This is a genomic window from Nonomuraea glycinis (assembly GCF_014646515.1).
Classification (GTDB): domain Bacteria; phylum Actinomycetota; class Actinomycetes; order Streptosporangiales; family Streptosporangiaceae; genus Nonomuraea; species Nonomuraea glycinis.
The window spans coordinates 722967-744837 of record NZ_BMNK01000003.1 but is presented as its reverse complement, the minus strand read 5'-3'; the positions used below and the strand labels follow the sequence as shown (position 1 = coordinate 744837).

At 69.6% G+C, this 21871-nt stretch carries 24 protein-coding genes; 15 read left to right on the top strand and 9 right to left on the bottom strand.

Annotation, left to right across the window (positions count from 1 at the left end; all coding sequences use genetic code 11):
* Positions 1-78: 78 nt before the first annotated feature.
* The 4 genes from IEY87_RS12970 to IEY87_RS12955 form a co-directional block, all read right to left on the bottom strand.
* Complete coding sequence (locus tag IEY87_RS12970; protein WP_225276974.1) at positions 79-513, bottom strand: Rv3235 family protein; 435 nt, start codon at positions 511-513, stop codon at positions 79-81.
* Positions 514-752: 239 nt separating this feature from the next.
* Entirely contained in the window at positions 753-2033 is a 1281-nt protein-coding gene (locus IEY87_RS12965) for a PTS transporter subunit EIIC (protein ID WP_189138794.1), read from the bottom strand.
* Between the two features lie 126 nt (positions 2034-2159).
* On the bottom strand, positions 2160-3482 hold the full coding sequence (locus IEY87_RS12960; protein ID WP_225276973.1) for a PTS transporter subunit EIIC: 1323 nt from the start codon (positions 3480-3482) through the stop codon (positions 2160-2162).
* Positions 3483-3506: 24 nt separating this feature from the next.
* Positions 3507-4247, bottom strand: a complete 741-nt coding sequence (locus tag IEY87_RS12955) for a GntR family transcriptional regulator (RefSeq protein ID WP_189138793.1) — start codon at positions 4245-4247, stop codon at positions 3507-3509.
* A 132-nt stretch (positions 4248-4379) separates the two neighbouring features.
* Here IEY87_RS12955 and IEY87_RS12950 point away from each other — a divergent pair, with 132 nt between their 5' ends.
* On the top strand, positions 4380-5402 hold the full coding sequence (locus IEY87_RS12950) for an SIS domain-containing protein (RefSeq protein WP_189138941.1): 1023 nt from the start codon (positions 4380-4382) through the stop codon (positions 5400-5402).
* 50 nt (positions 5403-5452) lie between these two features.
* Here the strand turns inward: IEY87_RS12950 and IEY87_RS46640 are convergent, their stop codons facing one another.
* Positions 5453-7519, bottom strand: coding sequence for a zinc ribbon domain-containing protein (locus tag IEY87_RS46640; RefSeq protein WP_189138792.1), 2067 nt, complete (start codon positions 7517-7519; stop codon positions 5453-5455).
* Between the two features lie 167 nt (positions 7520-7686).
* Between IEY87_RS46640 and IEY87_RS12940 the strand changes: the two genes are divergently transcribed.
* The 5 genes from IEY87_RS12940 (at position 7687) to nagZ (ending at position 11697) form a co-directional block, all read left to right on the top strand.
* On the top strand, positions 7687-7923 hold the full coding sequence (locus IEY87_RS12940; RefSeq protein ID WP_189138791.1) for a PTS sugar transporter subunit IIB: 237 nt from the start codon (positions 7687-7689) through the stop codon (positions 7921-7923).
* A gap of 11 nt (positions 7924-7934) precedes the next feature.
* The gene (locus IEY87_RS12935) at positions 7935-8381 is read left to right on the top strand and encodes a PTS sugar transporter subunit IIA (protein ID WP_189138790.1); all 447 of its coding nucleotides are present in this window, start codon (positions 7935-7937) and stop codon (positions 8379-8381) included.
* A gap of 57 nt (positions 8382-8438) precedes the next feature.
* Positions 8439-8699, top strand: coding sequence for an HPr family phosphocarrier protein (locus IEY87_RS12930; RefSeq protein WP_189138789.1), 261 nt, complete (start codon positions 8439-8441; stop codon positions 8697-8699).
* Positions 8696-10375, top strand: coding sequence for a phosphoenolpyruvate--protein phosphotransferase (gene ptsP, locus IEY87_RS12925; RefSeq protein WP_189138788.1), 1680 nt, complete (start codon positions 8696-8698; stop codon positions 10373-10375). The genes IEY87_RS12930 and ptsP overlap by 4 nt, the downstream gene beginning before the upstream one ends.
* Positions 10376-10440: 65 nt before the next feature.
* Positions 10441-11697: a beta-N-acetylhexosaminidase gene (nagZ, locus tag IEY87_RS12920; RefSeq protein ID WP_225276972.1), complete on the top strand. Its 1257-nt coding sequence runs from the start codon at positions 10441-10443 to the stop codon at positions 11695-11697.
* Here nagZ and IEY87_RS12915 read toward each other — a convergent pair.
* A complete protein-coding gene (locus IEY87_RS12915; protein ID WP_225276971.1) occupies positions 11694-12488 on the bottom strand; it encodes a F0F1 ATP synthase subunit A in 795 nt (264 codons plus the stop codon). The genes nagZ and IEY87_RS12915 overlap by 4 nt on opposite strands.
* Before the next feature lie 140 nt (positions 12489-12628).
* Here IEY87_RS12915 and IEY87_RS12910 point away from each other — a divergent pair, with 140 nt between their 5' ends.
* The 6 genes from IEY87_RS12910 to IEY87_RS12885 all read left to right on the top strand — a co-directional run bounded on the left by IEY87_RS12910 (position 12629) and on the right by IEY87_RS12885 (position 16339).
* Entirely contained in the window at positions 12629-13273 is a 645-nt protein-coding gene (locus IEY87_RS12910) for an HAD family hydrolase (protein ID WP_225276970.1), read from the top strand.
* Positions 13274-13304: 31 nt separating this feature from the next.
* Positions 13305-13805, top strand: coding sequence for a DUF6912 family protein (locus IEY87_RS12905; RefSeq protein WP_189138785.1), 501 nt, complete (start codon positions 13305-13307; stop codon positions 13803-13805).
* 30 nt (positions 13806-13835) lie between these two features.
* Entirely contained in the window at positions 13836-14462 is a 627-nt protein-coding gene (locus IEY87_RS12900; protein ID WP_189138784.1) for an HAD family hydrolase, read from the top strand.
* A gap of 70 nt (positions 14463-14532) precedes the next feature.
* A complete protein-coding gene (locus IEY87_RS12895; RefSeq protein ID WP_189138939.1) occupies positions 14533-15252 on the top strand; it encodes an HAD family hydrolase in 720 nt (239 codons plus the stop codon).
* 45 nt (positions 15253-15297) lie between these two features.
* Positions 15298-15570: a hypothetical protein gene (locus IEY87_RS12890; protein WP_189138783.1), complete on the top strand. Its 273-nt coding sequence runs from the start codon at positions 15298-15300 to the stop codon at positions 15568-15570.
* Between the two features lie 220 nt (positions 15571-15790).
* A complete protein-coding gene (locus IEY87_RS12885) occupies positions 15791-16339 on the top strand; it encodes a hypothetical protein (RefSeq protein ID WP_189138782.1) in 549 nt (182 codons plus the stop codon).
* Between the two features lie 247 nt (positions 16340-16586).
* Here the strand turns inward: IEY87_RS12885 and IEY87_RS12880 are convergent, their stop codons facing one another.
* Both IEY87_RS12880 and IEY87_RS12875 read right to left on the bottom strand, forming a co-directional pair.
* On the bottom strand, positions 16587-16802 hold the full coding sequence (locus IEY87_RS12880; RefSeq protein WP_189138781.1) for a DUF397 domain-containing protein: 216 nt from the start codon (positions 16800-16802) through the stop codon (positions 16587-16589).
* Positions 16787-17626 carry a helix-turn-helix domain-containing protein gene (locus IEY87_RS12875; RefSeq protein WP_189138780.1) on the bottom strand — a complete coding sequence of 280 codons (840 nt, stop codon included), beginning with the start codon at positions 17624-17626 and terminating at the stop codon, positions 16787-16789. The genes IEY87_RS12880 and IEY87_RS12875 overlap by 16 nt, the downstream gene beginning before the upstream one ends.
* Positions 17627-17823: 197 nt before the next feature.
* Here IEY87_RS12875 and IEY87_RS12870 point away from each other — a divergent pair, with 197 nt between their 5' ends.
* Positions 17824-18270 carry an ATP-binding protein gene (locus tag IEY87_RS12870; RefSeq protein ID WP_225276996.1) on the top strand — a complete coding sequence of 149 codons (447 nt, stop codon included), beginning with the start codon at positions 17824-17826 and terminating at the stop codon, positions 18268-18270.
* A gap of 19 nt (positions 18271-18289) precedes the next feature.
* Here the strand turns inward: IEY87_RS12870 and IEY87_RS12865 are convergent, their stop codons facing one another.
* The gene (locus IEY87_RS12865) at positions 18290-19897 is read right to left on the bottom strand and encodes a penicillin-binding transpeptidase domain-containing protein (RefSeq protein ID WP_225276969.1); all 1608 of its coding nucleotides are present in this window, start codon (positions 19895-19897) and stop codon (positions 18290-18292) included.
* Positions 19898-19984: 87 nt separating this feature from the next.
* Between IEY87_RS12865 and IEY87_RS12860 the strand changes: the two genes are divergently transcribed.
* On the top strand, positions 19985-20902 hold the full coding sequence (locus tag IEY87_RS12860; RefSeq protein ID WP_189138778.1) for a LysR family transcriptional regulator: 918 nt from the start codon (positions 19985-19987) through the stop codon (positions 20900-20902).
* Positions 20899-21831 carry a serine hydrolase gene (locus IEY87_RS12855; RefSeq protein WP_189138777.1) on the top strand — a complete coding sequence of 311 codons (933 nt, stop codon included), beginning with the start codon at positions 20899-20901 and terminating at the stop codon, positions 21829-21831. Before IEY87_RS12860 ends, IEY87_RS12855 begins: the two co-directional genes overlap by 4 nt.
* Positions 21832-21871 lie beyond the last annotated feature (40 nt).

Genomic DNA, 21871 nt, shown 5'->3' with positions numbered 1-21871 from the left:
ACGCGTCGCGGCCCCCGCTCCGGTTGGCGCGGGGGCCGTTCGCGTGCTGCTGGGAGCCACGGCACGGCCGAGGGGCGGTCAGGCCGTCTCGAAGTCCGTACAGAGCCATTGGACCCCGCGTCGTTCGAGGCGGATCGCCAGCACGTGGCTGCGGGGGTCACCGTGCACCAGCAGGCACATCTCGATGGCCCCGTCGCGGGGTTGCTTGATGTGCGGGGCCCCGGCGAAGGGCGGCCGGCGACTGTCGATCATCCGGCCGGCTTTCACCAGCTCCCGGTAGGCCCGCTCGGTGAGCCGGTCGGCGACGGTCTCCGGCGGCCGCCGGCCGGCCAGCACCTCGGCCAGCGCCTGCCCGAGGTGGCGCAGCTTGCGTTCGTCGGGCATGGCCCCCGGCGGCCCCCACATCAGGGGCCGAGAATCCAGCGCCAGTGATCCATCGACGTCGTTCTCCGCCCTGTCGTACGGCGAGGCGGGGGCGCGGTTGAGACCGAGGCGGGAAAGCGACGATGACATGGGGGGTCCTCCAGATGTCACGACGAATGAGCGATCAGTACAAGGAGTTTCCGGACCGGGCCCCAGATACGTCGGCCGCCAACTTCCGCCGGTGGCCGCCCTGATTTGCGGCTCCTGGCGTAGAAGATCACTGAGAGCTGGAGTGGACCGGACCACCTCGCGCGCCGTTTCCGGGCGGAGAACGTTCGCGCAGGTCACCGCCCTAAATTGTTTGGGGCTGACACAAACGCGGTCAGCGGTCAGGTCTCCTGGGGGTCGCGTTCGCGGCCGGGGGTGGGCAGGTCGAGGCGGCGGATCAGGAAGGAGAAGATGGCGTAGTACAGCACCGCGTAGATCAGCCCGGTGATGATGATCAGGTCCAGACGGTGCGTGTTGGACTTGCCCGCGTTGATGAGCAGGTCGATGGCGCCGCCGGAGAAGGTGAAGCCGAGGCGGGCGCCGAGCTCGGCCATGAGGGCCATCGACACGCCCGTGAGGACCGCGTGCACGGCGAACAGCGCCGGGGCGACGAAGATGAACGCGAACTCCAGCGGCTCGGTGATGCCGGTGACGAACGAGGTGAGCCCGGCCGACAGCATGATGCCGCCGACCGCCGCGCGGCGGCCGGGCGGGGCGGCACGCCACATGGCGACGGCGGCCCCGAGCAGGCCGAACATCATGACGGGGAAGAAGCCGGTCATGAAGATGCCGGCGCCCTGCTCTCCGGCGAAGTAGCAGTTCAGGTCCCCGGCGGCGTTCCTGATGGCCTCGTCCACGCCGGCGCGGCACTCGGGGAGGGTGAACCAGACGATGGTGTTGAGCACGTGGTGCAGGCCGAGGGGGATGAGCAGCCGGTTGGCCACCCCGTAGATGCCCGCGCCCACGGTGCCGTGGACCGACAGCCAGTCGCCCGCGATGGCGAGCCAGTCGGCGACGGGCCGCCACAGCAGCCCGAACAGGACGCCGAGCAGCAGCGCGGCGACGGCGGTGATGATGGGGACGAAGCGGCGGCCACCGAAGAAGGCCAGCCAGGAGGGCAGCTTGATGCGGTAGAAGCGCTCCCAAAGCACGGCGGCCGTGATCCCGATGATGATGCCGCCGAGGACGCCGGTGGGGTTCTGGGCGCCCAGGTCGAGGGTGGCGGCCTGGGCGCCGTCCCGAACGGTGACGACGGCCACCCGGTCGTAGACGGCCCCGCCGCCCGCCTCGAAGAACAGGGTCTTGGAGACGCGGTCGAAGACGAGGTAGCCGGTCAGGGCGGCCAGGGCGGTGGAGCCGTCGGCCTTGCGGGCGAAGCCGATCGCGACGCCGATGGCGAACAGGACCGGCAGGTTGTCGAAGAGAGCGCCACCCGCCGCGGCCAGCACCTGGGCGACCGGCAGCAGCCACGGCCAGGCGCCGCCGAGCCCGTCCGCGCCGAGCATGTCCGGCTGGCCGAAGCGGAACAGCAGCCCGGCCGCGGGCAGAACGGCGATGGGCATCATGAGCGAGCGGCCGACGCGCTGCAACACCGCGAAGGCCGAGGCGCCCTTGCCGGTCATGAAACCCCCCGCAGCTCACGGGGGTCGGTCGGGTTCCTACCACGGCCCGGGCGACGGAAAACGGCCCAAGGGCCCGTGGCTCACCGAAGTCGACGATGGGTCAAGGGCAGGGGCTGTGGGGACGGGCTAGGGGTCGCGGGGCTCGCCGGAGTCGACGTCGGCTTCGGGCTCGCGGCCGGGGGTCATGATGTTCATTCTGCGGATCAGGAAGCTGAACACCACGTAGTAGACGACCGCGTAGACCAGGCCGATGAGCAGGATGCCGGGTAAGTTCTGGGTGTTCGATTTGCCGGCGTTGAGCAGCATGTCGAGCAGGCCCGCGGAGAAGCCGAAGCCGAGCTGGCCGCCGATCAGCGTGGTGAGCGCCATCGCCAGCCCGGTGAGCACAGCGTGCACGACCAGCAGCAGGGGCGCCACGAAGATGAACGCGAACTCGATCGGCTCGGTGATGCCGGTGACGAGCGAGGCCAGCGCCGCCGACAGCATGATGCCGCCCACGGTGGCGCGCCGATGCGCGGGAGCCGCCCGCCACATGGCCAGCGCGGCGGCCGGCAGCGCGAACATCATGATGGGGAAGAAACCGGCCATGAACTGGCCGGACACCGGGGCGCCGCCGAAGTAGCAGTTCCAGTCGCCGCCCAGCACCCGGCCGCCGACCTCGCACTGCGGCACCACATGCCAGACGATGGAGTTGACGAAGTGGTGCAGGCCGAGGGGGATGAGCAGCCGGTTGATCAGGCCGTACAGGCCGGTGCCGAGCGGGCCGAGCGTGGTGAGGACCTCGCCCGCCTGCCCGATCCACTCGCCGAGCGTGGGCCAGATCCAGCCGATGAGCACGCCGAGGACGAGCGCCGCGAAGGAGGTGACGATGGGGACGAACCGGCGCCCGCCGAAGAACGCCAGCCAGGAGGGCAGCTTGATCCGGTAGAAGCGCTGCCACAGCAAGGCGGTGACGAGTCCCATCATGATGCCGCCGAGCACCTTGGTGGGGTTCTGCATGCCGTAGTTGATGATCTCGATGATGCCCTGGGCCTGGGCCTCCTTGATGACGACCGTCTCCCGGATGGCCGAGCCGAAGAACATCACCTTGGTCACCCGGTCGAAGACCAGATAGCCGACGACGGCGGCGAGCGCGGTGGTGCCGTCGGACTTACGGGCGAAGCCGATGGCCACGCCCACGGCGAAGAGCAGGGGTAAGTTCTCGAACAGCGCGGCTCCGGCGGCGGCCAGCACCTCGGCGACCTGGTTCATCCAGGCCAGGCCGGACACGTCGGCGAGCCCGCCGGGTGCGGCGCCGTTGGAGCCGAGCATGTCGGGCTGGCCGAAGCGCAGCAGCAGCGCGGCCGCGGGGAGGGCGGCGATGGGCAGCATGAGCGAGCGGCCGAGCCGCTGGAGCACGTTCATCAGGCGTGAGAACGGCGAAGGCCGGGCGGCGGTGGTCTCGTTCACCGGGCGTTCCTCCGGGTCTGGCCCTCAACCCCGTCTTGCGGGCATTTCCAGAATGGTGCGCAACTGGTAGCGGTCGGCGCGGTAGGTGGACACGCCGAGCTCGGCGCAGACGCCACCGGAGAAGGATCTGCGCTGCAGCAGCAGCACGGCTCCGCCGCGAGGGAGTTTGAGCAGGTCGGCGTCGCTCGGGTCGGCGATGCCGCCGTCGATGGTCAGCTCGCCCGCGTCCATGACGAGCCCGTAGCGGCTCTCCAGCAGCTCGTACAGCGACCTGCCGGACAGGTTGTGCTCGGCCAGGTCGGGGGCCAGCTTGACCGGGATGTGCGCGCGTTCGATCGACAGTGGCTCGCCGTCGGCGGTGCGCAGGCGCTCGATGAAGTGAACGTCCTCGCCCGGCTGGATGCCGAGCTCCTTGGCCAGGTGGGCGCTGGCGCGCATGGTCCGCCGGTCGAGGTCGCGCGAGCCGGGCGCCATGCCGCGGGCCCGCATGTCGTCGGAGAAGGAGGTGAGCTGCAGCGCCAGCTCGATCTTGGGTCTGGCGACGAAGGTGCCCTTGCCCGGCACGCGGTGCAGCCGGCCTTCGGACACCAGGTGGTCGACGGCCTGCCGCACGGTCATCCGGGACAGGGCGAAGCGCTGGCAGAGCTCACGCTCGGACGGGATGGCCGCGCCGATGCTGAGCTCGTCGCTGTCGATGAGATCGAGCAGGATCTCGCGGAGCTGGAAGTACTTGGGCACCGGGCTGTCCGGATCGATGTGCGCCACGGATCCTCCCCTCGATCTGGATTGGACGATGGGTTATGGTTCGTACTGGTCTAGTCCGGACTAGACCACATATCGCAAAACAGGGTCAAGCCCGATCGGCATACTGCAAGGGATGAGCACCAGATGACCAAGATGCGCAGCGAGATCGCCGAGCAGCCGCAGGCGCTGCGGGCCACACTGGACTCCCTGCTTCCCCGGATCGACGAGGTGCGGGCGCTGGGCCGGCAGACTCGCCAACTGCTGTTCATCGCACGCGGCACGTCCGACAACGCCGCAGTCTACGGCCGTTATCTGGTCGAGTCGCACGCCGGGCGGCTGTCCGCCCTGGCCGCGCCGTCCATCGCGACCACCTACAAGCGCAAGCTCGACCTGGACGGCGTGCTGGCCGTCGCCATTTCCCAGTCCGGACGTACCGAAGAGATCGTGGAGACGCTGGCCTGGGCGCGTGACTGCGGGGCCAGGACGGTGGGCGTCACCAACGGCGGCGCGGACAGCCCGCTCGCGCAGGTCGCGGACCTGGCGCTGTGCACGGTCGCGGGCGAGGAGAAGGCCGTCCCGGCCACCAAGACCTACACCACGCAGCTGGCCGCGCTGGCGGTCCTGGCGCTGGGGCTCGGCGCCGAGGTGGACCAGGACGACCTGCTCCGGGTGCCGGAGGCGGTGGAGAAGCTGGTCGCCGAGCCGGGCGACCTGGAGGCGGTCGTGGAGGGCCTGGCCGACAAGCACGGCGTGGTGGTGTCGGGCCGCGGGCTGGCCTTCTCCAGCGCGCTGGAGACCGCGCTCAAGCTCAAGGAGGCCTGCTACCTGCACGCCATGGGCCTGTCGTACGCCGACCTGCTGCACGGCCCGATCGCCGTGGTCGACGCCGACACCCCGGCGCTGCTCGTGGCGGCGGAGAACAGCCCGACGCTGCAGGGCACGGTCGCGCTCGCCGAGCGGGTCGTCGCGGCGGGCGCGCAGGCGTTCACCATCGGCGGCGGCGACGGCCTGGCGCGGGCGGGCACGGCGGCGCTCAACGGCCCGGACCTGCCCGAGTGGGTGGCGCCGATGGGGCTCATCGTGCCCGCGCAGCTGCTCACCGAGGCGCTGGCCAGGAGGCTCGGCATCGACCCCGACGCGCCGCGCGGGCTCAACAAAGTGACCCAGACCGACTGATCACGCAGCGTCGTTTAGCGTCTGCGATTCTCTGTGATTTCCTGAGGGATTCAGGCGTTTCGGGCCGGCGTAGCCTGGTGTCTGCCGCTCCCGTACTCGGCTAGTGCGAGTACGGGGGTGGCTTTCACGTGGTGGAAGCCGGTCCGTTGGTGAGAATCGCGTACAAGTCCTGTGCGGACGGCCGTTGGGCCGTTCGCCTGGGGTGCTTGGCCCGCCGGACGCTGTCCCACCGCGAGGGTGGGGGCGGGCACCAGACGCCGGTCGGGCACCTGGCTGACAGTCTTCGTGGTGGATAGCTCAGCAGGCCGCTCGGGGGTGGGCCGCTGGCGGGTGGGTCGTTTGGGGGTGGGGCCGGTCTTGGTCCGGTCCTGTCGGGTTTGGGGGCGTGGGTGGAGGTCGGTGCGGGTGTGGCGGGCGCGTCTGGCGGCCCTGGTCGGCTTACGCGGACGTCGGGCGCGGGCGAGGTTGCCCTCGACGATGGTGCGGATGGTGCGGGTGCCGGTGGCGCGGTCGGTGTGGGTGTGGTGTTGGGCGAGCAGGCCGCGGGAGACGATCCGCTCAGCGGCGGCTTGGTCGCGGTCGCACGACAGGCCGCAGTGGGGGCAGTGCGCCCATTTCCAGCCGCGCTGGGTGAGCCGGTCGGGGGCTGGCGTGTGGTGGAGAGGTGAGGTGCCGGTCCCGCAGCGAGGGCAGTACTTGCTGGTGCCGCGTGCGGGCACCGTCACCACCGCGAGCCCGGTTTTGGCGGCCAGATGGCGGATGGCGTGCACGACTCGTCCCCGGACTTGGCCGGACAGGGCGGCGTTGCCGCGTCGGTGTCCGCGTGCTTCGAGGGTGGCGAGGTCTTCGAGGTAGATGACCGACGCCCCCAGCGCGGTGGCTTGGTCGACGGCCCAGCGGGCGGCGCTCCAGGACAGGGCGTTGTTCAGGTGGCGGATCCGCGCGCACACCCGTGCGTGCTCCCGGTCGGCCCGCTCATGCAGCGCGGCCACCTCGCGGTAGCGGGCCGCATCACGGGCGGGGTGGCGGGCGGCGTCGCTTGGGGTGAGTCCGGCTTGGAGGGTGGCGTAGTGGTCGCGTTTGGCGGCCAGCGCCTCACGATGCCCGCGCAGCCGGTGCAGCTTGGCGCTGATGGTGGTGGTGTCATAGATCAGCGGCCGGCCGTCACCCTCCACCCGGCCGTCGTGCAGCCGCCCGACCGTGCCCACGAGCAGGGTGTTGATCCCCCAGTCGAACCCGATCGCGACGGTGTGACCGGTCGCCGGGGCGTACGGTACGGCCATTGTGAAGGGCAGGTCGACGCGTACCTGGCCGTCCACCACCCGCAGGGTCGGGCTGCGCAGGCTCGCGTCGGCCGGCACCTGCGGGGGCAAGGGGACTGGCAGTATGTGCCACGCCCAGTCGCGGCGGGTGGCCGGTCGTGCGCACAGTGGGAGCTGGACACGCAGCCGCGCGCCGGTGCCGCTGGCGCGTTCCAGGGTGATGAGTTGCCGGTCGGCGGCGGCCAGGAGTACCTGTGCCGCCATCACCGGCGGCCCCTCCACCTCCACCACATCCACCACACTGGCCTGACCGTTCTGGCCGGCGGGTGAGAGGCCGTGTTCGTCGAGGTAGGTGCGGAATTGCCGGGTCCGGTTACGGATCAGCGCGGTCGACACCCCACCCCCCACCGCCGTGTTCAGCGCGGCACGCACCGCGCTCCAGTCGGCGTCGGTACGGCGGCCGGGGTCGGCGGGCCAAGTCGCGGTGATCGCCGCCAGTACCGCCCGGCGATGCAACGCCAACCGCAGGGCGCGGGCGGCCTCCTCCTCCGCGCACCGGCGCACCCGATCAGAGATATACACCCCCTCCGGGGTAGCGGCGCCCCAGCCGAGGCGGCGCACCGCCATCCACCCCTTGGCGGGCAGAGCCCGGCCGTCCAGCCCCACACCGGCATCCAGCCGATCCAGATCCGCCCGGTTCCAGCGCCCCGCCACCACCCCGGCTGCCACCTGCCGGATCACAGCGGCCAGCCAGCTCACCCGCTCGGCCAGGGTCCGCTCACCGAGCATCTCACCCGAGGCCTCCAGCACCGCCCGAAACGCCCGGCATGACGCGGTGGACACCACCTCACCCATCAGCATCCACCTGACCCGCGGTTCGCCCCATGACCTCAGCCCGTCGGGCCGGTGATAGCTTAGCGTGACGCGCCCAACACCTACAGACCAGTCAAAATACAGCTACACATAGCGAACATGAAGCACAGTTTCAACCCTGGTCGCAGAGCCATGAGGGGGTATGTCCGATGGCGGCCGACGTGAATGCGATCATCGCCGGACTCGGCGGTGCGGACAACATCATCGAGATCGAGCCCTGCATCACCCGCCTGCGCACGGAGGTGCGGGACGCCTCCAAGGTGGACCAGGCCGCGCTCAAGGCGGCCGGCGCGCACGGGGTGATGGCGGCCGGCAGTGTGGTGCAGGTCGTCGTGGGGCCGGAGGCGGACACGATCGCCAGCGACATCGAGGACATCATCGGCTAGAGGGCGAGACCATGACGACTGTTCTCGCCCCGGTCGAGGGGGTGGCCGTGGGTTTGGCGGCGGTGCCGGACCCCGTCTTCTCGGCAGGCATGGTGGGGCCGGGAACGGCGATCGACCCGGTACGGGGGCCGCTCACGGCCGTCGCCCCCATAGCCGGAAAAATCATGAAGCTGCATCCGCACGCGTACGTCATCGTAGGAGATGACGGCAAGGGCGTTCTGGTGCATCTGGGGATCGACACGGTCCAGCTCAAGGGGAAGGGTTTCGAGCTGCTGGCGGCCGAAGGCGACCGGGTCGGCGCCGGTCAGCCCGTCGTGGCGTGGGATCCGGCCGCGATCGAGACCGGCGGGCGATCCCCCGTCTGCCCGGTGGTCGCCCTCGACGCCGTGGCCGGGGCGGTGACCGGCGTGGCGCTGGGTACGGTGCACGCCGGTGACGAGCTCTTCCACTGGGCGTGAAACGGTATGACCGATGATCCAGCGACTGGTCTGGACCGGAACAGGAAGGGAGATTTCATGGGCGAGCGAAAGGCGACCGTGGCGGCGGAGGTGGGGCTGCACGCCCGGCCCGCGGCCACGTTCGTGCAGACTGCCATGACGGCGCCGATGGAGATCAGCGTCGCCAAGCTGGGGGGCGGTGATCCCGTCAACGGCAAGAGCATCCTGCAGATCATGGCGCTGGATGTGCGCCAGGGCGAGACCATCGTCATCAAGGCTGAGGGCGAGGGCTCCGACGAGATCCTCGAGCAGCTCGCGAGCATAGCCACGACGCCATGAACCTACGGGGGGTAGGGGTCAGCCCGGGCATCGGGCACGGACCCGCCTACATCCTGACCACTCGTGTGCCCGAACCCCCCGAGGGCGCCACATACACGGGTGAGTCGGATCAGGAGAAGGAACGCGCGGTCTCGGCCCTGGCGCAGGTGGCCGGCGAGCTGGAGTCGCGCGGAGACCGTGCGGGCGGCGAGGCCGGGGAGATCCTCAAGGCGCAGGCGCTGATGGCCGAGGACCCCGGCCTGATCGTGAAGATCAGGTCGTGCGTCGAGCAGGGGATGGCCGCCGAGCGGGCCGTCTACGAGTCGTTCGGCAAATACCGCGAGGTGCTGGCCGGGCTCGGCGGCTATCTGGGCGAGCGGGCCGCCGACCTGGACGACATCAGGGACCGGGTGATCGCGGTGCTCACCGGGCAGGTGATGCCCGGCCTGCCGACCCCGGGCCCCGAGCCGTACGTGCTGGTCGCGCACGACCTCGCGCCCGCCGACACCGCGCTGCTGTCGCGGGAGACCGTGGCGGCCTTCGTCACCGAGCAGGGCGGGCCCACCAGCCACACGGCCATCATCGCCAGGGCGCTCGGCGTGCCCGCCGTGGTGGCCTGCGCGGCCGCGACCACTCTCACCGCGGGCGTGCGGGTGCTGGTCGACGGCACCTCGGGAGAGGTACGCGCCCAGCCGACGGCCTCCGACGTGGCCCAGGCCCAGAACGTTGCCTCCGCCAGACAGGAGGCGATCGCGCAGGTCAGGGGCCCCGGCAGGACCCAGGACGGCGTCGCGGTGCCGCTGCTGGCGAACGTGGGCGGCCCCGGCGACGTCGAAGCGGCGCTGGCGGCCGGCGCCGAGGGCATCGGCCTCTACCGCACCGAGTTCCTCTATCTCGGCAGAAGGCAGCCGCCGCGCCCGGAGGAGCAGGAGGAGGCGTACCGAGCCGCGCTCGACGCCTTCCCCGGCGGCCCGGTCGTGGTGCGGACGCTGGACGCGGGGGCGGACAAGCCGCTGGCCTTCCTGCCGCCCCCGGCGCCCGAGCCGAACCCGGCGCTCGGCGAGCGTGGCGTCCGCCTGTTCCGCAGGCACCCGGAGGTGATGGAGACGCAGCTCGACGCGCTGGCCACGGCGGCCGCGGGCTCCTCCGGCCGGCTGCACGTGATGGCCGCGATGGTGGCCACGGCGGAGGAGGCCAGGTGGTTCGCCGCCGCCTGCCGCTCCGCCGACCTGCCGAGCGCGGGCGTGATGATCGAGGTGCCGGCGGCGGCGCTGCGGGCGCCGGGCCTGCTCGCCGAGGTGGACTTCGTCTCGATCGGCACCAACGACCTGGCCCAGTACTGCTTCGCGGCCGACCGCGAGCTCGGCGCGCTGAGCGAGCTGCAGGACCGGTGGCAGCCCGCGCTGCTGGACCTGGTCGCCATGACCGTCTCGGCGGCGCGGGCGGCCGGCAAGCCGTGCGGCGTCTGCGGGGAGGCGGCCGCCGATCCGGCCATGGCCTGCGTGCTCGTCGGGCTCGGCGCGACCACGCTCTCGATGAGCCCGGCCGTGCTGCCCGCCACCCGGGCCGCGCTCGCCGGGCACACGATGGAGCAGTGCCGGTTCGCCGCGCAGGCCGCGCGGGAGGCGCCCACGGCGGCGCAGGCTCGCGCGGCGGCCCGTGCCCACCTTCCCGGGCTGGCGCCTCTGGGTCTGTGAAGAATTGGTCATCGAGCGGCACGGGCAGTTCGCGGCCTCGATACCGTGGGGGCATGGTTGGACGGATGGGGACCACAGGCATCCTGGTGATCGCTCTCGCGGCGTGCAGCGGCGGGGGCGGGTCGGCGACCGTCGTCCCGCCCGCCCAGCCGCCCGCGTCGAGCGCCGTGCCCAGCAGCACGCCGGCGCAGGCGGACCCGGTCAAGCGGGCGCTGTCCGAGCTGAGCGTGCAGGAGAAGGTCGGCCAGCTGTTCATGCCCGTCCTGTACGGCACCGCGGCCGACAGCGTGTCAGGCGAGAACCAGGCCCGCTACGGCGCCCAGACCCCGGCCAAGGTGATCGACCGCTACCACCTCGGTGGCGTGATCCTCTTCCCGGCGAACGTCAAGAGCGTCGACCAGGTCGTGAAGCTGAACAACGACATGCAGAAGGCCGCCGACCTTCCCCTCCTGATCGCCACCGACCAGGAGAACGGCCCGGTGTCGCGGATGTCCGCGCTGATGACGCCCTTCCCCGGGGCCGCGCGGATCGCCGCCACCAAGGACGTCAAGGTGTCGCGAGCCGTGGCCAGGGCCACCGGCGAGGAGCTGCGCGCCCTCGGCGTCAACCTCGACTTCGCGCCGGTCGCCGACGTCAACATCGACCCGCGCAACCCGGTCATCGGCGAGCGCGCCTTCGGTGACCGGCCGGCCGAGGTGTCCAGGATGGTCGCCGCCGCGGTCAAGGGCTTCAACGACGCCGGGGTGATCGCCACCGCCAAGCACTTCCCCGGCCACGGCGACACCCATGTCGACAGCCATACCGGGCTGCCGGTGATCGACCACACCCGGGCCCAGTGGAAGCGGCTGGACGCCCCGCCGTTCAAGGCCGCCATCGGGGCCGGCGTCGAGGCGATCATGAGCGCGCACATCGTCTTCCCCAAGCTGGACCCGTCGGGCGATCCGGCGACGCTGTCCAAGCCGATCCTGACCGGGCTGCTCCGGCAGGAGCTCGGCTTCAAGGGTGTGATCTCGACCGACGCGCTCAACATGGCCGGCGTGCGGGAGAAGTACGGCGACGGTGAGGTGGCGGTCCGCGCCGTCCTGGCCGGCGCGGACCTGCTGCTCATGCCGTACGACCTGCCGAAGGCCTACAACGCGGTGCTGGCGGCGGCCAAGTCGGGGCGGATCTCCGAGCAGCGGCTGGACCAGTCGGTGACCCGGCTGCTCAAGCTCAAGCAGGCCCGTGGCCTGCTCGCCGAGCCGCCCGTCGCCTCGGTGAAGGAGGCGGCCAAGGTGGTCCGCTCACCCGCCCACCGCAAGCTGGCCGCCAGCGTCCCCTAGTGCCCGCCGCGTAGCCCGCTGGAGATGTACATCGCCGCGAGCATGGCGAACAGGTAGGCCTGGAGAAACTGGATGAACATCTCCAACGCGGTCAGCAGGATCGTCATCAGCACGCCGAGCACCCCGACGCCGGCGCCCAGCGGGGTGAGTTTCTCGAACAGGAACCAGAAGCCGACCGAGCTGAAGAAGGCCAGGAGCATGTGGCCGGCGAACATGTTCGCGCACAGCCGGACGAAATGCGTGAACAACGAGCTGATCAGGACCTCGGCGAGGATCAGGGGAGCGTAGAGCCCGTAAGCCCAGCCGGGCAGGCCCGGCAGGTGGATGATTCCCCTGAGGTAGCCGAGCAGGCCGTGGTGCCTGACGCCCAGATAGATCTTGATCACGTACACGCTGATCGCTATCACGGCGGGGAAGGCGATGTACGCGGCGAGGGGGAGTTGGATGAGTGGGATGACGCCCATCAGGTTCCAGACCAGCACGGTCAGGAAGACACTGAACAGCAGGCCCATCCATCGGTCGGTGTCCTTGCCGAGGTGCGGCCGGGCGATCTCGTCGCGGACGAACGTGTAGGCGTACTCGCCGAGGTTCTGCCAGCCACGGGGGACGGTCGCGGGGCGGGCGAAGGCGGCCCAGCACAGTGCGATGACCACGACCGAGCTGAGCAGGGCGATCAGTACGGGTTTGGTGAGCCATTCCGGCCCGCCGGCGAAGATCGGCGGGAAGTCGAACAGTTCCATCCCCGGGGCTTCGAACCGGTCGGGGGAGATGATCAGGATCGTCGCTCGCACGGCGGTCCTCTCTGGTGAGTTACCTCATGGAGGGCCACCTTAAGCAAGTGATTGGGCATTCCTTTATCGGGGGTTTATGTGGGGTCAAACCCGGCGTGCGACGCTCTACTCTGGAGCACTGGACGGATGAGGAGGCAGGCGTGGTCGAAGGTGTGCTGATCGATTGGGGTGGGGTGCTGACCACCGGGCTCTCGGACTCCATCGCAAAGTGGATCATGGCGGATCGCATCAACGGCGATCACTATCGGGAGATCATGCGCGAGCTCGTCGACCGCGCCTACGGCGGCGAGGGCGAGAACATCATCCACGGGCTCGAACGCGGCGAGATCGACGGTGCCGTGTTCGAGCGGGACCTGGCCGCGCGGCTGGTGACGCTCGACGGGGTGCCGCCGGAGGCCGAAGGGCTGCTGGAGCGCATGTTCGCGGGCTTTGACCGGGTCGACGCGATGTACGACATGCTGCGCGAGGTCAGGACCAACGGGGTCAGGACCTGCCTGCTGTCGAACTCGTGGTCCAACACCTATCCGCGCGACGACTGGGACGAGATCTTCGACGCGGTGGTGATCTCCGGCGAGGTCGGCATGCGCAAGCCGGAGCCGCGCATCTTCCAGCACGCGCTCGGCCGGATCGGCCTGCCGGGCGAGTCGTGCGTGTTCATCGACGACATCGAGGCCAACATCGTGGCCGCGCGCGGGCTCGGCATCGCCGGGATCCACCACCGCGACGCGGACACGACCATCCTGGAGCTCGAGTCTCTCCTCCGACTGCCGTTGCGCCGGGCATGATAGAGCCCTCGCACGCCGTGAAAGGTTCCTGATGCGCGTCTACCTGCCCTGCACCCTGCCCGAGCTGGCCAGGGCGGTCGAGACCGGGGAGCTGGGCCCGGCCCCGCTGACCGGTTACGCGGTGACGCCCGCGCTGGTCGAGTGGTACGCCTCGGGTGACACCGAGGAGCTCGAGTACGTCGCGCTCACCGAGGCCGCCCGCGCCTCCCTGCGCATGCTGGTCGACGACCCCGCCGCGCCGCCGCGCCGCGTGGTCGTCGCCGCCGAGGTGCCGGACGGCTCGCTGCCGCACAACGGGGCGGACCTGCGGGAGAAGGCACGGGTACGGCTGACCGAGCCGATCCCGATGACCAAGGTGGCCGCGGTGCACGTCGACGACCTCCGCGCGACGGGCGACGTCAAGGCGGCGGTCGCCGCGCTGCCCGACGCCGACCAGGGGGACGACGACGCCCGCTTCACCGTCGACGGCGCCGAGGCGCACGAGCTCCTGTGGTACGCCACACAGGAGATCCCCGACATCCTGGACTCCTGACCTGCCGGGCGGCCCCGTAAACTCGGACCAATGACGAAGCACATTGTCTGGGACTGGAACGGCACGCTCTTCCACGACATCGACGCCGTGGTCGGAGCCACCAACGAGGTCTTCAAGGCGTACGAGCTGGCGCCGATTACCGCGGACGGCTTCCGCGCCGTCTACACCCGGCCCATCTGGGTGGCCTACGAGCGGATGCTCGGCCGCCCGCTGGCCGAAGGGGAGTGGGAGCTGCTCGACACCGGCTTCCACGACCACTACTTCCGGCTGGCCGTGGAGTGCGCGCTCGCGGCCGGCGCCGAGCACGCGCTGTCGACGTGGACGGGCACCCAGTCGCTCTGCTCCATGGCCCCGCACGCCCACCTGGTCCCCAAGGTCGACGCCTTCGGCATCACCCGGCACTTCACCCGGGTCGACGGGCTGCTCGGGACGACCGGCGGGGAGAAGGCCGTACACATGGCGGCGCACATCGAGTCCATCGCGGTCAGTCCCCGTGAGGTGCTGGTGATCGGCGACAGCGTCGACGACGCGGTGGCGGCGAGCCACGTCGGCGCGCGGGCGGTGCTCTACACGGGCGGCATGTCCACCAGGGCCGAGCTGGAGTCCACCGGCTTTCCGGTGGTCGACACGCTCGCCGAGGCCCTTGAGCATGCCTGAATCGGCAGGGTAGGAGCCCCAGGCAGGGCGATGGCCCTACTCTGGCAGAGTTGTCTGTCAGGAGGCTGCCATCAATCGCTTAGTTCTCTGGAACATCGACCTGACGCTGGTCGATGTCGCGATCGTGACCAGGGAGGCCTACGCCGAGGCGTTCCGGGTCGTGACCGGGCGTCCCTTGGTCAAGCTGGTCCCGCCGATGGGCCGGCCCGACTCCGAGATCGTCTTCGAGACGCTCGCCGTCAACGGGATCGTCGCGGAGGACGACCACCTGCCCAGGTTCCTCGCGGCGCTGGCCATGGCCTTCGCCGACCGGCGTAAGCGGCTGGCCCAGCAGGGGCGGGCGATGGCCGGGGCCAAGGAGGCTTTGAAGGCCGTGGCCAAGCTCGACGGCGTCACCCAGACGGTGCTGACCGGCACGATCAAGAGCAACGCGGTGCACAAGCTGCGCGCGTTCGGCCTGGACCGCTACGTCGACTTCGACCTCGGCGGCTACGGCGAGGAGGTCTACCCCAAGGCGAGCCTGCTGCAGGTCGCCCAGGGCCGGGCCAAGCAGCGCCTCGGGACTCCGTTCACCCTCGCCAACACCGTGCTGATCGGCGACTCCACCCGCGACGTGCAGACCGCCAGGATCGGCGGGGCCGGGATGATCGCGGTCGCCTCGGGCCGCTCGACGGCGGCCGAACTGCACGAGGCCGGCGCCGACCTGGTGCTGCCGGACCTGTCGAACGCCTCCGAGGTGGTGGCCGCGGTGTCCCGCCTCACCACACCCATGGGCCGCAAGGCGGGTTGAGGCGGAGTCCTGAGTCGGTGATCAGACGGTGAGCTGTCGACCTGCATGAAGTTTCCGCAGTCCGACACCTCGACCTTCTACGCCAACCCGGACGGCAAAACCCTGTTCGCCGAGGTGTCCAGCACCCCGGTCCGCGTGCACAAGGACGGTGCCTGGCAGCCGATCGACCCCCGGCTGATCGAAAAAGACGGCACCCTGCAGCCCAAGGCGGTCAAGGGCGAACTGTCCCTGTCCACCGGCGGCACCACCAAGGCCCTCACCTACACCGGCTCGTCACGCTGGACGGGGTCTATCCCCTGCCGGAACGCAAGCAGGTAACCGATCAACTGGGCGGCGACGGTTTCCGGCACTGGCACGTGGCATTCGACATCAACGGCAACGCAAGCATGTACGCCGACTATGGGGAGGGCGAGGCAAGCTTGGGTATCCGGAGCCGATCGATCTTCCCTTCACCCCTTGGACAGAACTCCTCGGTCCCTTGCGTCCTTACGCTGATTTTCTCGCACACGCCTATGACAGCGAGGAAGCAGAGGCGACAGTGAACTTCGTCGCAGCATGTGAGAGCTATGCTCGTTGGTTCCGGGGGTGGACCAATAGCGTCCTCGCACTTACATGGTCCTCCGGCACCACGAGCGATGATGTCCTGGCGGCCTACGGCATCTCGCCCGAGATCACAGAGCCGATGAAAATCCTAGGTGGCGATATCGATGTGCTTATTGGGCGTCTCGGCAACGGCACCATCATCATGGATTACAGCGTCGATTCCCCCACACTTGGGATTCTTCCCGCCCTGGCGCAGTACGGGCCTTGTCTGAATGCTGCATGGGGTGGCGACGTCCCCCAGATAGTGTCCCATTACGCTCAAGACGGTCGCGTAATCATGTTCGACGCAAGTAGTCGGGACTGGCGCCCGGATCCCGATCTCGTCAGCGTCGAACAATGGATCGCCACTACGCCTGCCGGCACGGAAAGATGGGACAATCGCTGGGGCGTCGCCATACTTATCACCGCCGAGGCGCTGCTGCAAGCTGCTATTGACGAAGAATGGATGCGATCCACGCACGTCGGCGTTACGTTCCCCACATAGACACCTGCCCTCCGACCGTCACCGAGAACGTTGCGACTCCTCACGCAGCAGCAGTGATCTAAGAGGATTGTGGGTTTCTGCACTATTGGTGCGCTGATGAGACGTAGGAGAGGCTGGGATCGTTGAAGAACCCCCTGACCAGTGCCGGCTTCTTCTGGAAACTGCGCAGTCCTAGTTGGTCAACTCGACTGTGTTTCCAGATGTGGAAGGGGGCCTGGAAGACGGCCAGGCCCCCTTTCGTTAGTGCCTAGAGGTCGAATGCTCCGGTTTTCACGCCGCCGGTGAACGCCTTCCATTCTGGGTCGGTGAAGACCAGGGCGGGGCCGTCGGGGTCCTTGCTGTCTCGTACGGCGACGCGTCCGCCGGATAGGAGGGCTGCCTCTACGCAGTTTCCTTGGCCGTCCGAGAGGGGGCTCTTCCGCCAGGTCGCGTTCTTGAGTTCCTCGCTCAGTTCCAGGTCCATGGTTGTTCCAACCTCTCTTCGATCAGCGCCAACGAGTCTGCCCGGGGGAGTGCGTCCGCCCTGATCGTCTGAAACCAGAATTTCAGCTTCTCCACGGACTCAAGCCGGTCCACCATGCGGCCCCCGTCGGGGGAGTCGAAATAGGCGGCCCCGTCTCCGTCTGCGGCGGTCCGGGCGATCACGAATCCGGCCACCAGCCCACTCGTAGACATGGCGCGTAGGGGGACGATTTGAATCACTATATTAGGACTTCTACCCATAGTCAGGAGGTGCTGAAGCTGATTTCGAGTGATCTCCTCACTCCCTACCGGACGTAGCAGTACACCCTGATCGATGACGGCGTACAGGTATGGAGGTTTGCCCTGATGCAAGACTGCTTGTCGCTGCATCCGCGCCTCCACGGTTTCTTGCGCCTGCTCAGGGGTCGCCCCCGGCACGCCTCGGCAGATGGCTTCCGCGTACTCCCGAGTTTGAAGCAGGCCAGGGATGACTAGTCCTTCATAAGCGCATATTTCTGTAGCGCGCTTCTCCCTCTCCAGCCACGGTAGGAAGTTCCGGAACGTCAAGCTCTTGCGGCACCTTCGGGGGAGGTGCTGGGCGAGGTCGTTCAGCGTGAGGCCCAGGGCTTCCTCGCAGCGGCGTGCCCTGTCTTCGTCCATGCGCCGATCGCCCCGCTCGACATTGCCGATCTGCTGGCCCGTCAGAGCGACCCGCGCGCCCAGCTGGGCCAGCGTCATTCCTGCTTTTTTGCGGCGTTCCCGCAATTCATATCCGAATCGGGCTTCTGGACTGGTTTCGGGATCTATTATCCGCTCGATTCCCATGGTCCGCCCTCTCCGTTCGTGTCACCGCGGTGAAACTCGGTGGCCCAGGCACTGTGTTACTACAGACCTGGTCGGCCACTTAGCAAAATACTTGTCCGGTGCCATTCTAGCGAGTGATTCACCGACTCTCTTTTGCGGTGAAACAACATGGACGGAAACGGAAGCAAGAACGAAACGGAGAAAGTCGGGTGAAAGTCATGCAAGTGGCGCTCCAGTCCCACCACCACACCTTCACCGTGGCCGAGCTGGATTCTCATGCTGTCCCGGCCAGGGCTCGGGAGGCCATCACGTCATGGACGGGGGCGGACCATCCTCGGGCGTACGACCTTCAGTTGCTCGCCACAGAGCTGATCACCAACGCCGTCAGGTACGGACTCGGGACCATGCCCGCGACGCGGTGGGTGCGGATGAGGCTGGAGCGTGAGCCGAGCTTTCTGCGCCTGGTCGTGATCGACCCCGGACACGCCTGCACCTTCCCGCACCTGCGCCGGCCCGTGAACGACCCCGGTCCTGACGATGAGGACGCGATGATCGAGTGCGGCCGAGGGCTGCAGGTGGTGCACGCGATCACCGGCGGCGCATGGGGCCACTACTACAACGTCCAGAACGAGCAGGTCGTTTGGGCTCTTCTCACGGCCGGATGAACGGCCGGATGAGCAGGAGTCAGGGCAGTTCGGTGAGGAAGCGGGCGGCGATCGGGGCGGCGACGGCGGAGCCTGCGCCGCCGCCCTCCACGACCACTGCGAAGGCCACGTCCTTTCGGTAGCCGATGAACCAGGAGTGGGCGGGCGGTTCCTTGCCGGACCCGTACTCCGCTGTGCCGGTCTTGCCGGCCGTGCCGGTGGGGAAGTGGACCGCGTGGGCGGTGCCGTCGGTGATGACGGCGGGCATGAGGTCGCGCAGGGCGGTGACCACTGCCTTCTCCAGGGGGCGTGGTCGTAGCGTGTGGTCGGGGACGATGTCCTTGGGGACGATCCTGGGCGGGCGCCAGGCGCCGTCGGCGATGGCGGCGGCGACCGAGGCCATGTTGAGCGGGCTGGCCAGCACCCGGCCCTGCCCGATGGCGGCCGAGGCGAGGTCGGTGTCGTCCTTCGGAGCCGGGAACTCGGCCCGTACGGCGGGCACTCCCGGCGCGATCACGGCGCCGAAGCCGAAGCTCTCGGCCACCTTCGCCAGCCGCTCCTTGCCCAGGTCGGACACGCCCATCGCGCCGAAGGTGGTGTTGCACGAGTGCGCGAAGGCGTCCCGGAACGGCAGCGTGCCGTAGTCCTTGAAGCCGGCGTTGTGGAACGGGAAGCCGCCGATGTTCTGCTCGGCGGGGCAGGCGACCCGCTCGTCCGGCCGCAGCCCCTCGGCGACCAGCGCGGAGGCGGTGACCACCTTGAACGTCGAGCCGGGCGGATACTTGCCGAGCAGGGCGCGGTTGAACCCGCCCGGGTTGTTCACCACGGCCAGGATCTCGCCGGTCGAGGGCCGGACCGCGACCAGCGAGGTGGGCTTGGTCATGTCGGTGACGGCGGCGGCCCCGGCCCGGTGCACCTTGAGGTCGATCGTGGTGCGCAGCGGCTCCTTGTCCGGCGTCTTGTGCAGGGTCTTGACGGTGTCGCCGCCCTCGACCAGGTCGATCCGGGCGCGGGCGTACGCGCCGAACCGGTCCGGGTAGGTCTGCTTCATCCCCTCGACGAGCTGCTGCACCGAGCCGGGGGCGTCCGGGGTGTCGATCCGGCTGCCGTCGGCGGCCAGCACCGGAGTCGCCGGGCCCTTGTCCTGGATCAGCCGGATCGTCCGGCTCTTGGTGAGGTCGGGGTGGACGGCGGCCGGGGTCCAGGCGATCTTCCAGGTACGGTCCCGCTCGACGAACCTGAGCCGCCCGCCGTAGGTCCAGTCGATCGCCCCGCTGAGCACGGCCTTGAAGGTGACCTCGCCGGTGTCCGCGCCGGTGGAGGCGAAGACGCCGTTCGGCACGTGCCGGGTGAAGGAGGCGCGCTCGGCCTTGAGGTTCTTGAGGAAGAGCCGGTGGGTGCGCTCGAAGTCGAGGGGCGGCTCGGCGACCAGCTCCCGCATCGCGTTGTAGTCCTCGTCGGCCCACGCTCGCAGGTACGTGTCGGCGACGCTCTCGGGGGAGCCGGCCGTCCGCAGCCAGAGGAAACCGGCGGCGGCGACCGTCGGCACCAGCAGCGCGGCACAGATCCACGGCCACTTGGGCCGTTTGCGCCGGGGAGGTCGTTCCGGCTGGAGATGCGCGTACATTGCCCCCGTTTGTGATGCCATGCGTCAGAGGACAGCAGAGCCGGACCGACGATGTCCAATACTGATATAAGGCACACATCAATATGAATACGGCTATGGTTGCTGGTTGTGGACCTGGTTCGGCACCTTCGCTACTTCACCGTGGTCGCGGAAGAACTGCACTTCGGCAACGCCGCGATCCGGCTCGGCATGGCCCAGCCGCCGCTCAGCCAGCGCATCAAGCGGTTGGAGGAGGAGCTCGGCGTGCGGCTGTTCGACCGCTCGTCCCGCCAGGTCAGGCTCACCGAGGCGGGCCGGCTCCTGCTCGGTGAGGCCCGGGAGATCGTGGCCCGGGTGGACCGCCTGCACGAGCTGGTCCGCCATGGCGAGGGGGCCGTCCTGAAGATCGGGGTCCCGCCCGACCTGGCCGCCGCCGTAATCGCCGGGCTGGTCGAGGGCTTTCGCGCGAGCGACCCGGAGGTACGGCTCGCCCCGGCCGAGATCTGGACGGCCGACCAGGTGGGCGCGCTGGCCGAGGGACTGATCGACGTCGGGGTGGTGCGCCATCCCGTCAGCGCGCCCGGCCTGCGCTTCGGCCAGGTGCTGGTGCAGCCCCAGGGTGTGCTGCTGGCCTCCGGCGACCCGCTGGCGGGCAGCGGCGAGGTGCACCTGGCCGACCTGGCGGGGCGGGAGTTGCTGATGCCGCCCCGGGAGGGGGAGCCGGGCATGCACGCGGAGGTCCTGGCCGAGTGCCGCCGCCACGGTTACGTGCCCGCCCAGGTGCACGAGGGGGCCGGGCTGGGTCTGGTGCTGGCGGGGGTCGCGGTGGCGTTCGGGCCCAGGGTGGAGCAGCCGGGGCTGGCCTGGCGGCCGCTGCTAGGCTCGCCGCTCGTCTGCCGGGTCTCCACCGCCTGGCGGACGGCCACGGCGGCGGTGACCGGGTTTTCCGCGGTGGCCGTACAGACATTGAAGGAGCGCGCCGGGATGATGGACGAGGGAGCCGCCCCGGTGCGGCGAGTGAGCCGGAGGCCGGGGATGCTGGCATGAGCGGCCCAGATCCGAAGATCCCAGACCCGAAGGTCCCGGATCTGGCGGCTCCCGGTGTGGAGGCTCCACGTGTGGGAGTGCCGGAGCTGGAGGCGTTGTTCCGGGCGGCCGGGGTGCGCGGACGGCTGTTCGCGGCCGACATCGACACCGGCCGGGAGGTGGCGTACGGCGCCGACGAGCCGATGCCGACGGCGTCGATGTTCAAGGTGCCGCTGCTGGTGGAGTTCTGCAGGCAGGCCGACGCCGGGCTGCTTGACCCGCGCATCCGGGTGACGGTGACCGCGGCCGAGCGGGTCAGTGGGCCGACGGGGATCTCCTCGATGCTCGACGACGTCACGATCTCGCTGCGCGACCTGGCCTACCTGATGATCGCGGTGAGCGACAACACCTCGGCCGACACGCTGCTCGCCAGGATCGGCCGCGACGCGATCAACGCCATGCTGGACGGCTTCGGGCTGGCGGGCACCCGGGTGGTGCACAGCTGCCGGGAGACCAACGCGAGCATGGCCGAGGACGCCGGGCACGGCTGGCCGTTCCTCGACTCGGAGGACCTGGCGCGGCTGCGGGTGCTCGACCCGGCGCGCACCAACCGCAGCACCCCCCGCGAGCTGGCCGGCCTGCTCGGCCTGATCTGGCGGGACGAGGCCGCCTCGGCCGAGTCCTGCGCGTGGATGCGCGGCGTGCTCAACCTGCAGGTCTGGCCGCACCGGCTGGCCTCCGGCTTCCCGTACGACGACGTCGGGGTCAGCGGCAAGACCGGGACGCTGCCGACCCTGCGCAGCGAGGCGGGCGTGGTGGAGTATCCCGACGGGGGCCGCTACGCCGTGGCGGTGTCCACCCGCTCGTTCAGCAGCGCGCTCAACCAGCCGCGCGCCGACGCGGTGATCGGCACGGCCGCGCGTATGGCGGTGGACCACCTACGCAGATAACGAGTTATGTGGGTAGACGGGTATGACTTCCTCCCACCAG

Excerpts from the sequence above, each read along its gene's own strand:
- IEY87_RS12970 (WP_225276974.1), bottom strand. The coding sequence starts at position 513 with ATGTCATCGTCGCTTTCCCGCCTCGGTCTCAACCGCGCCCCCGCCTCG.
- IEY87_RS12965 (WP_189138794.1), bottom strand. The coding sequence starts at position 2,033 with ATGACCGGCAAGGGCGCCTCGGCCTTCGCGGTGTTGCAGCGCGTCGGC.
- IEY87_RS12950 (WP_189138941.1), top strand. The coding sequence starts at position 4,380 with ATGCGCAGCGAGATCGCCGAGCAGCCGCAGGCGCTGCGGGCCACACTG.
- IEY87_RS46640 (WP_189138792.1), bottom strand. The coding sequence starts at position 7,519 with ATGGGTGAGGTGGTGTCCACCGCGTCATGCCGGGCGTTTCGGGCGGTG.
- IEY87_RS12940 (WP_189138791.1), top strand. The coding sequence starts at position 7,687 with ATGGCGGCCGACGTGAATGCGATCATCGCCGGACTCGGCGGTGCGGAC.
- IEY87_RS12935 (WP_189138790.1), top strand. The coding sequence starts at position 7,935 with ATGACGACTGTTCTCGCCCCGGTCGAGGGGGTGGCCGTGGGTTTGGCG.
- IEY87_RS12930 (WP_189138789.1), top strand. The coding sequence starts at position 8,439 with ATGGGCGAGCGAAAGGCGACCGTGGCGGCGGAGGTGGGGCTGCACGCC.
- ptsP (WP_189138788.1), top strand. The coding sequence starts at position 8,696 with ATGAACCTACGGGGGGTAGGGGTCAGCCCGGGCATCGGGCACGGACCC.
- nagZ (WP_225276972.1), top strand. The coding sequence starts at position 10,441 with ATGGGGACCACAGGCATCCTGGTGATCGCTCTCGCGGCGTGCAGCGGC.
- IEY87_RS12905 (WP_189138785.1), top strand. The coding sequence starts at position 13,305 with ATGCGCGTCTACCTGCCCTGCACCCTGCCCGAGCTGGCCAGGGCGGTC.
- IEY87_RS12900 (WP_189138784.1), top strand. The coding sequence starts at position 13,836 with ATGACGAAGCACATTGTCTGGGACTGGAACGGCACGCTCTTCCACGAC.
- IEY87_RS12890 (WP_189138783.1), top strand. The coding sequence starts at position 15,298 with ATGAAGTTTCCGCAGTCCGACACCTCGACCTTCTACGCCAACCCGGAC.
- IEY87_RS12880 (WP_189138781.1), bottom strand. The coding sequence starts at position 16,802 with ATGGACCTGGAACTGAGCGAGGAACTCAAGAACGCGACCTGGCGGAAG.
- IEY87_RS12875 (WP_189138780.1), bottom strand. The coding sequence starts at position 17,626 with ATGGGAATCGAGCGGATAATAGATCCCGAAACCAGTCCAGAAGCCCGA.
- IEY87_RS12870 (WP_225276996.1), top strand. The coding sequence starts at position 17,824 with ATGCAAGTGGCGCTCCAGTCCCACCACCACACCTTCACCGTGGCCGAG.
- IEY87_RS12865 (WP_225276969.1), bottom strand. The coding sequence starts at position 19,897 with ATGGCATCACAAACGGGGGCAATGTACGCGCATCTCCAGCCGGAACGA.
- IEY87_RS12855 (WP_189138777.1), top strand. The coding sequence starts at position 20,899 with ATGAGCGGCCCAGATCCGAAGATCCCAGACCCGAAGGTCCCGGATCTG.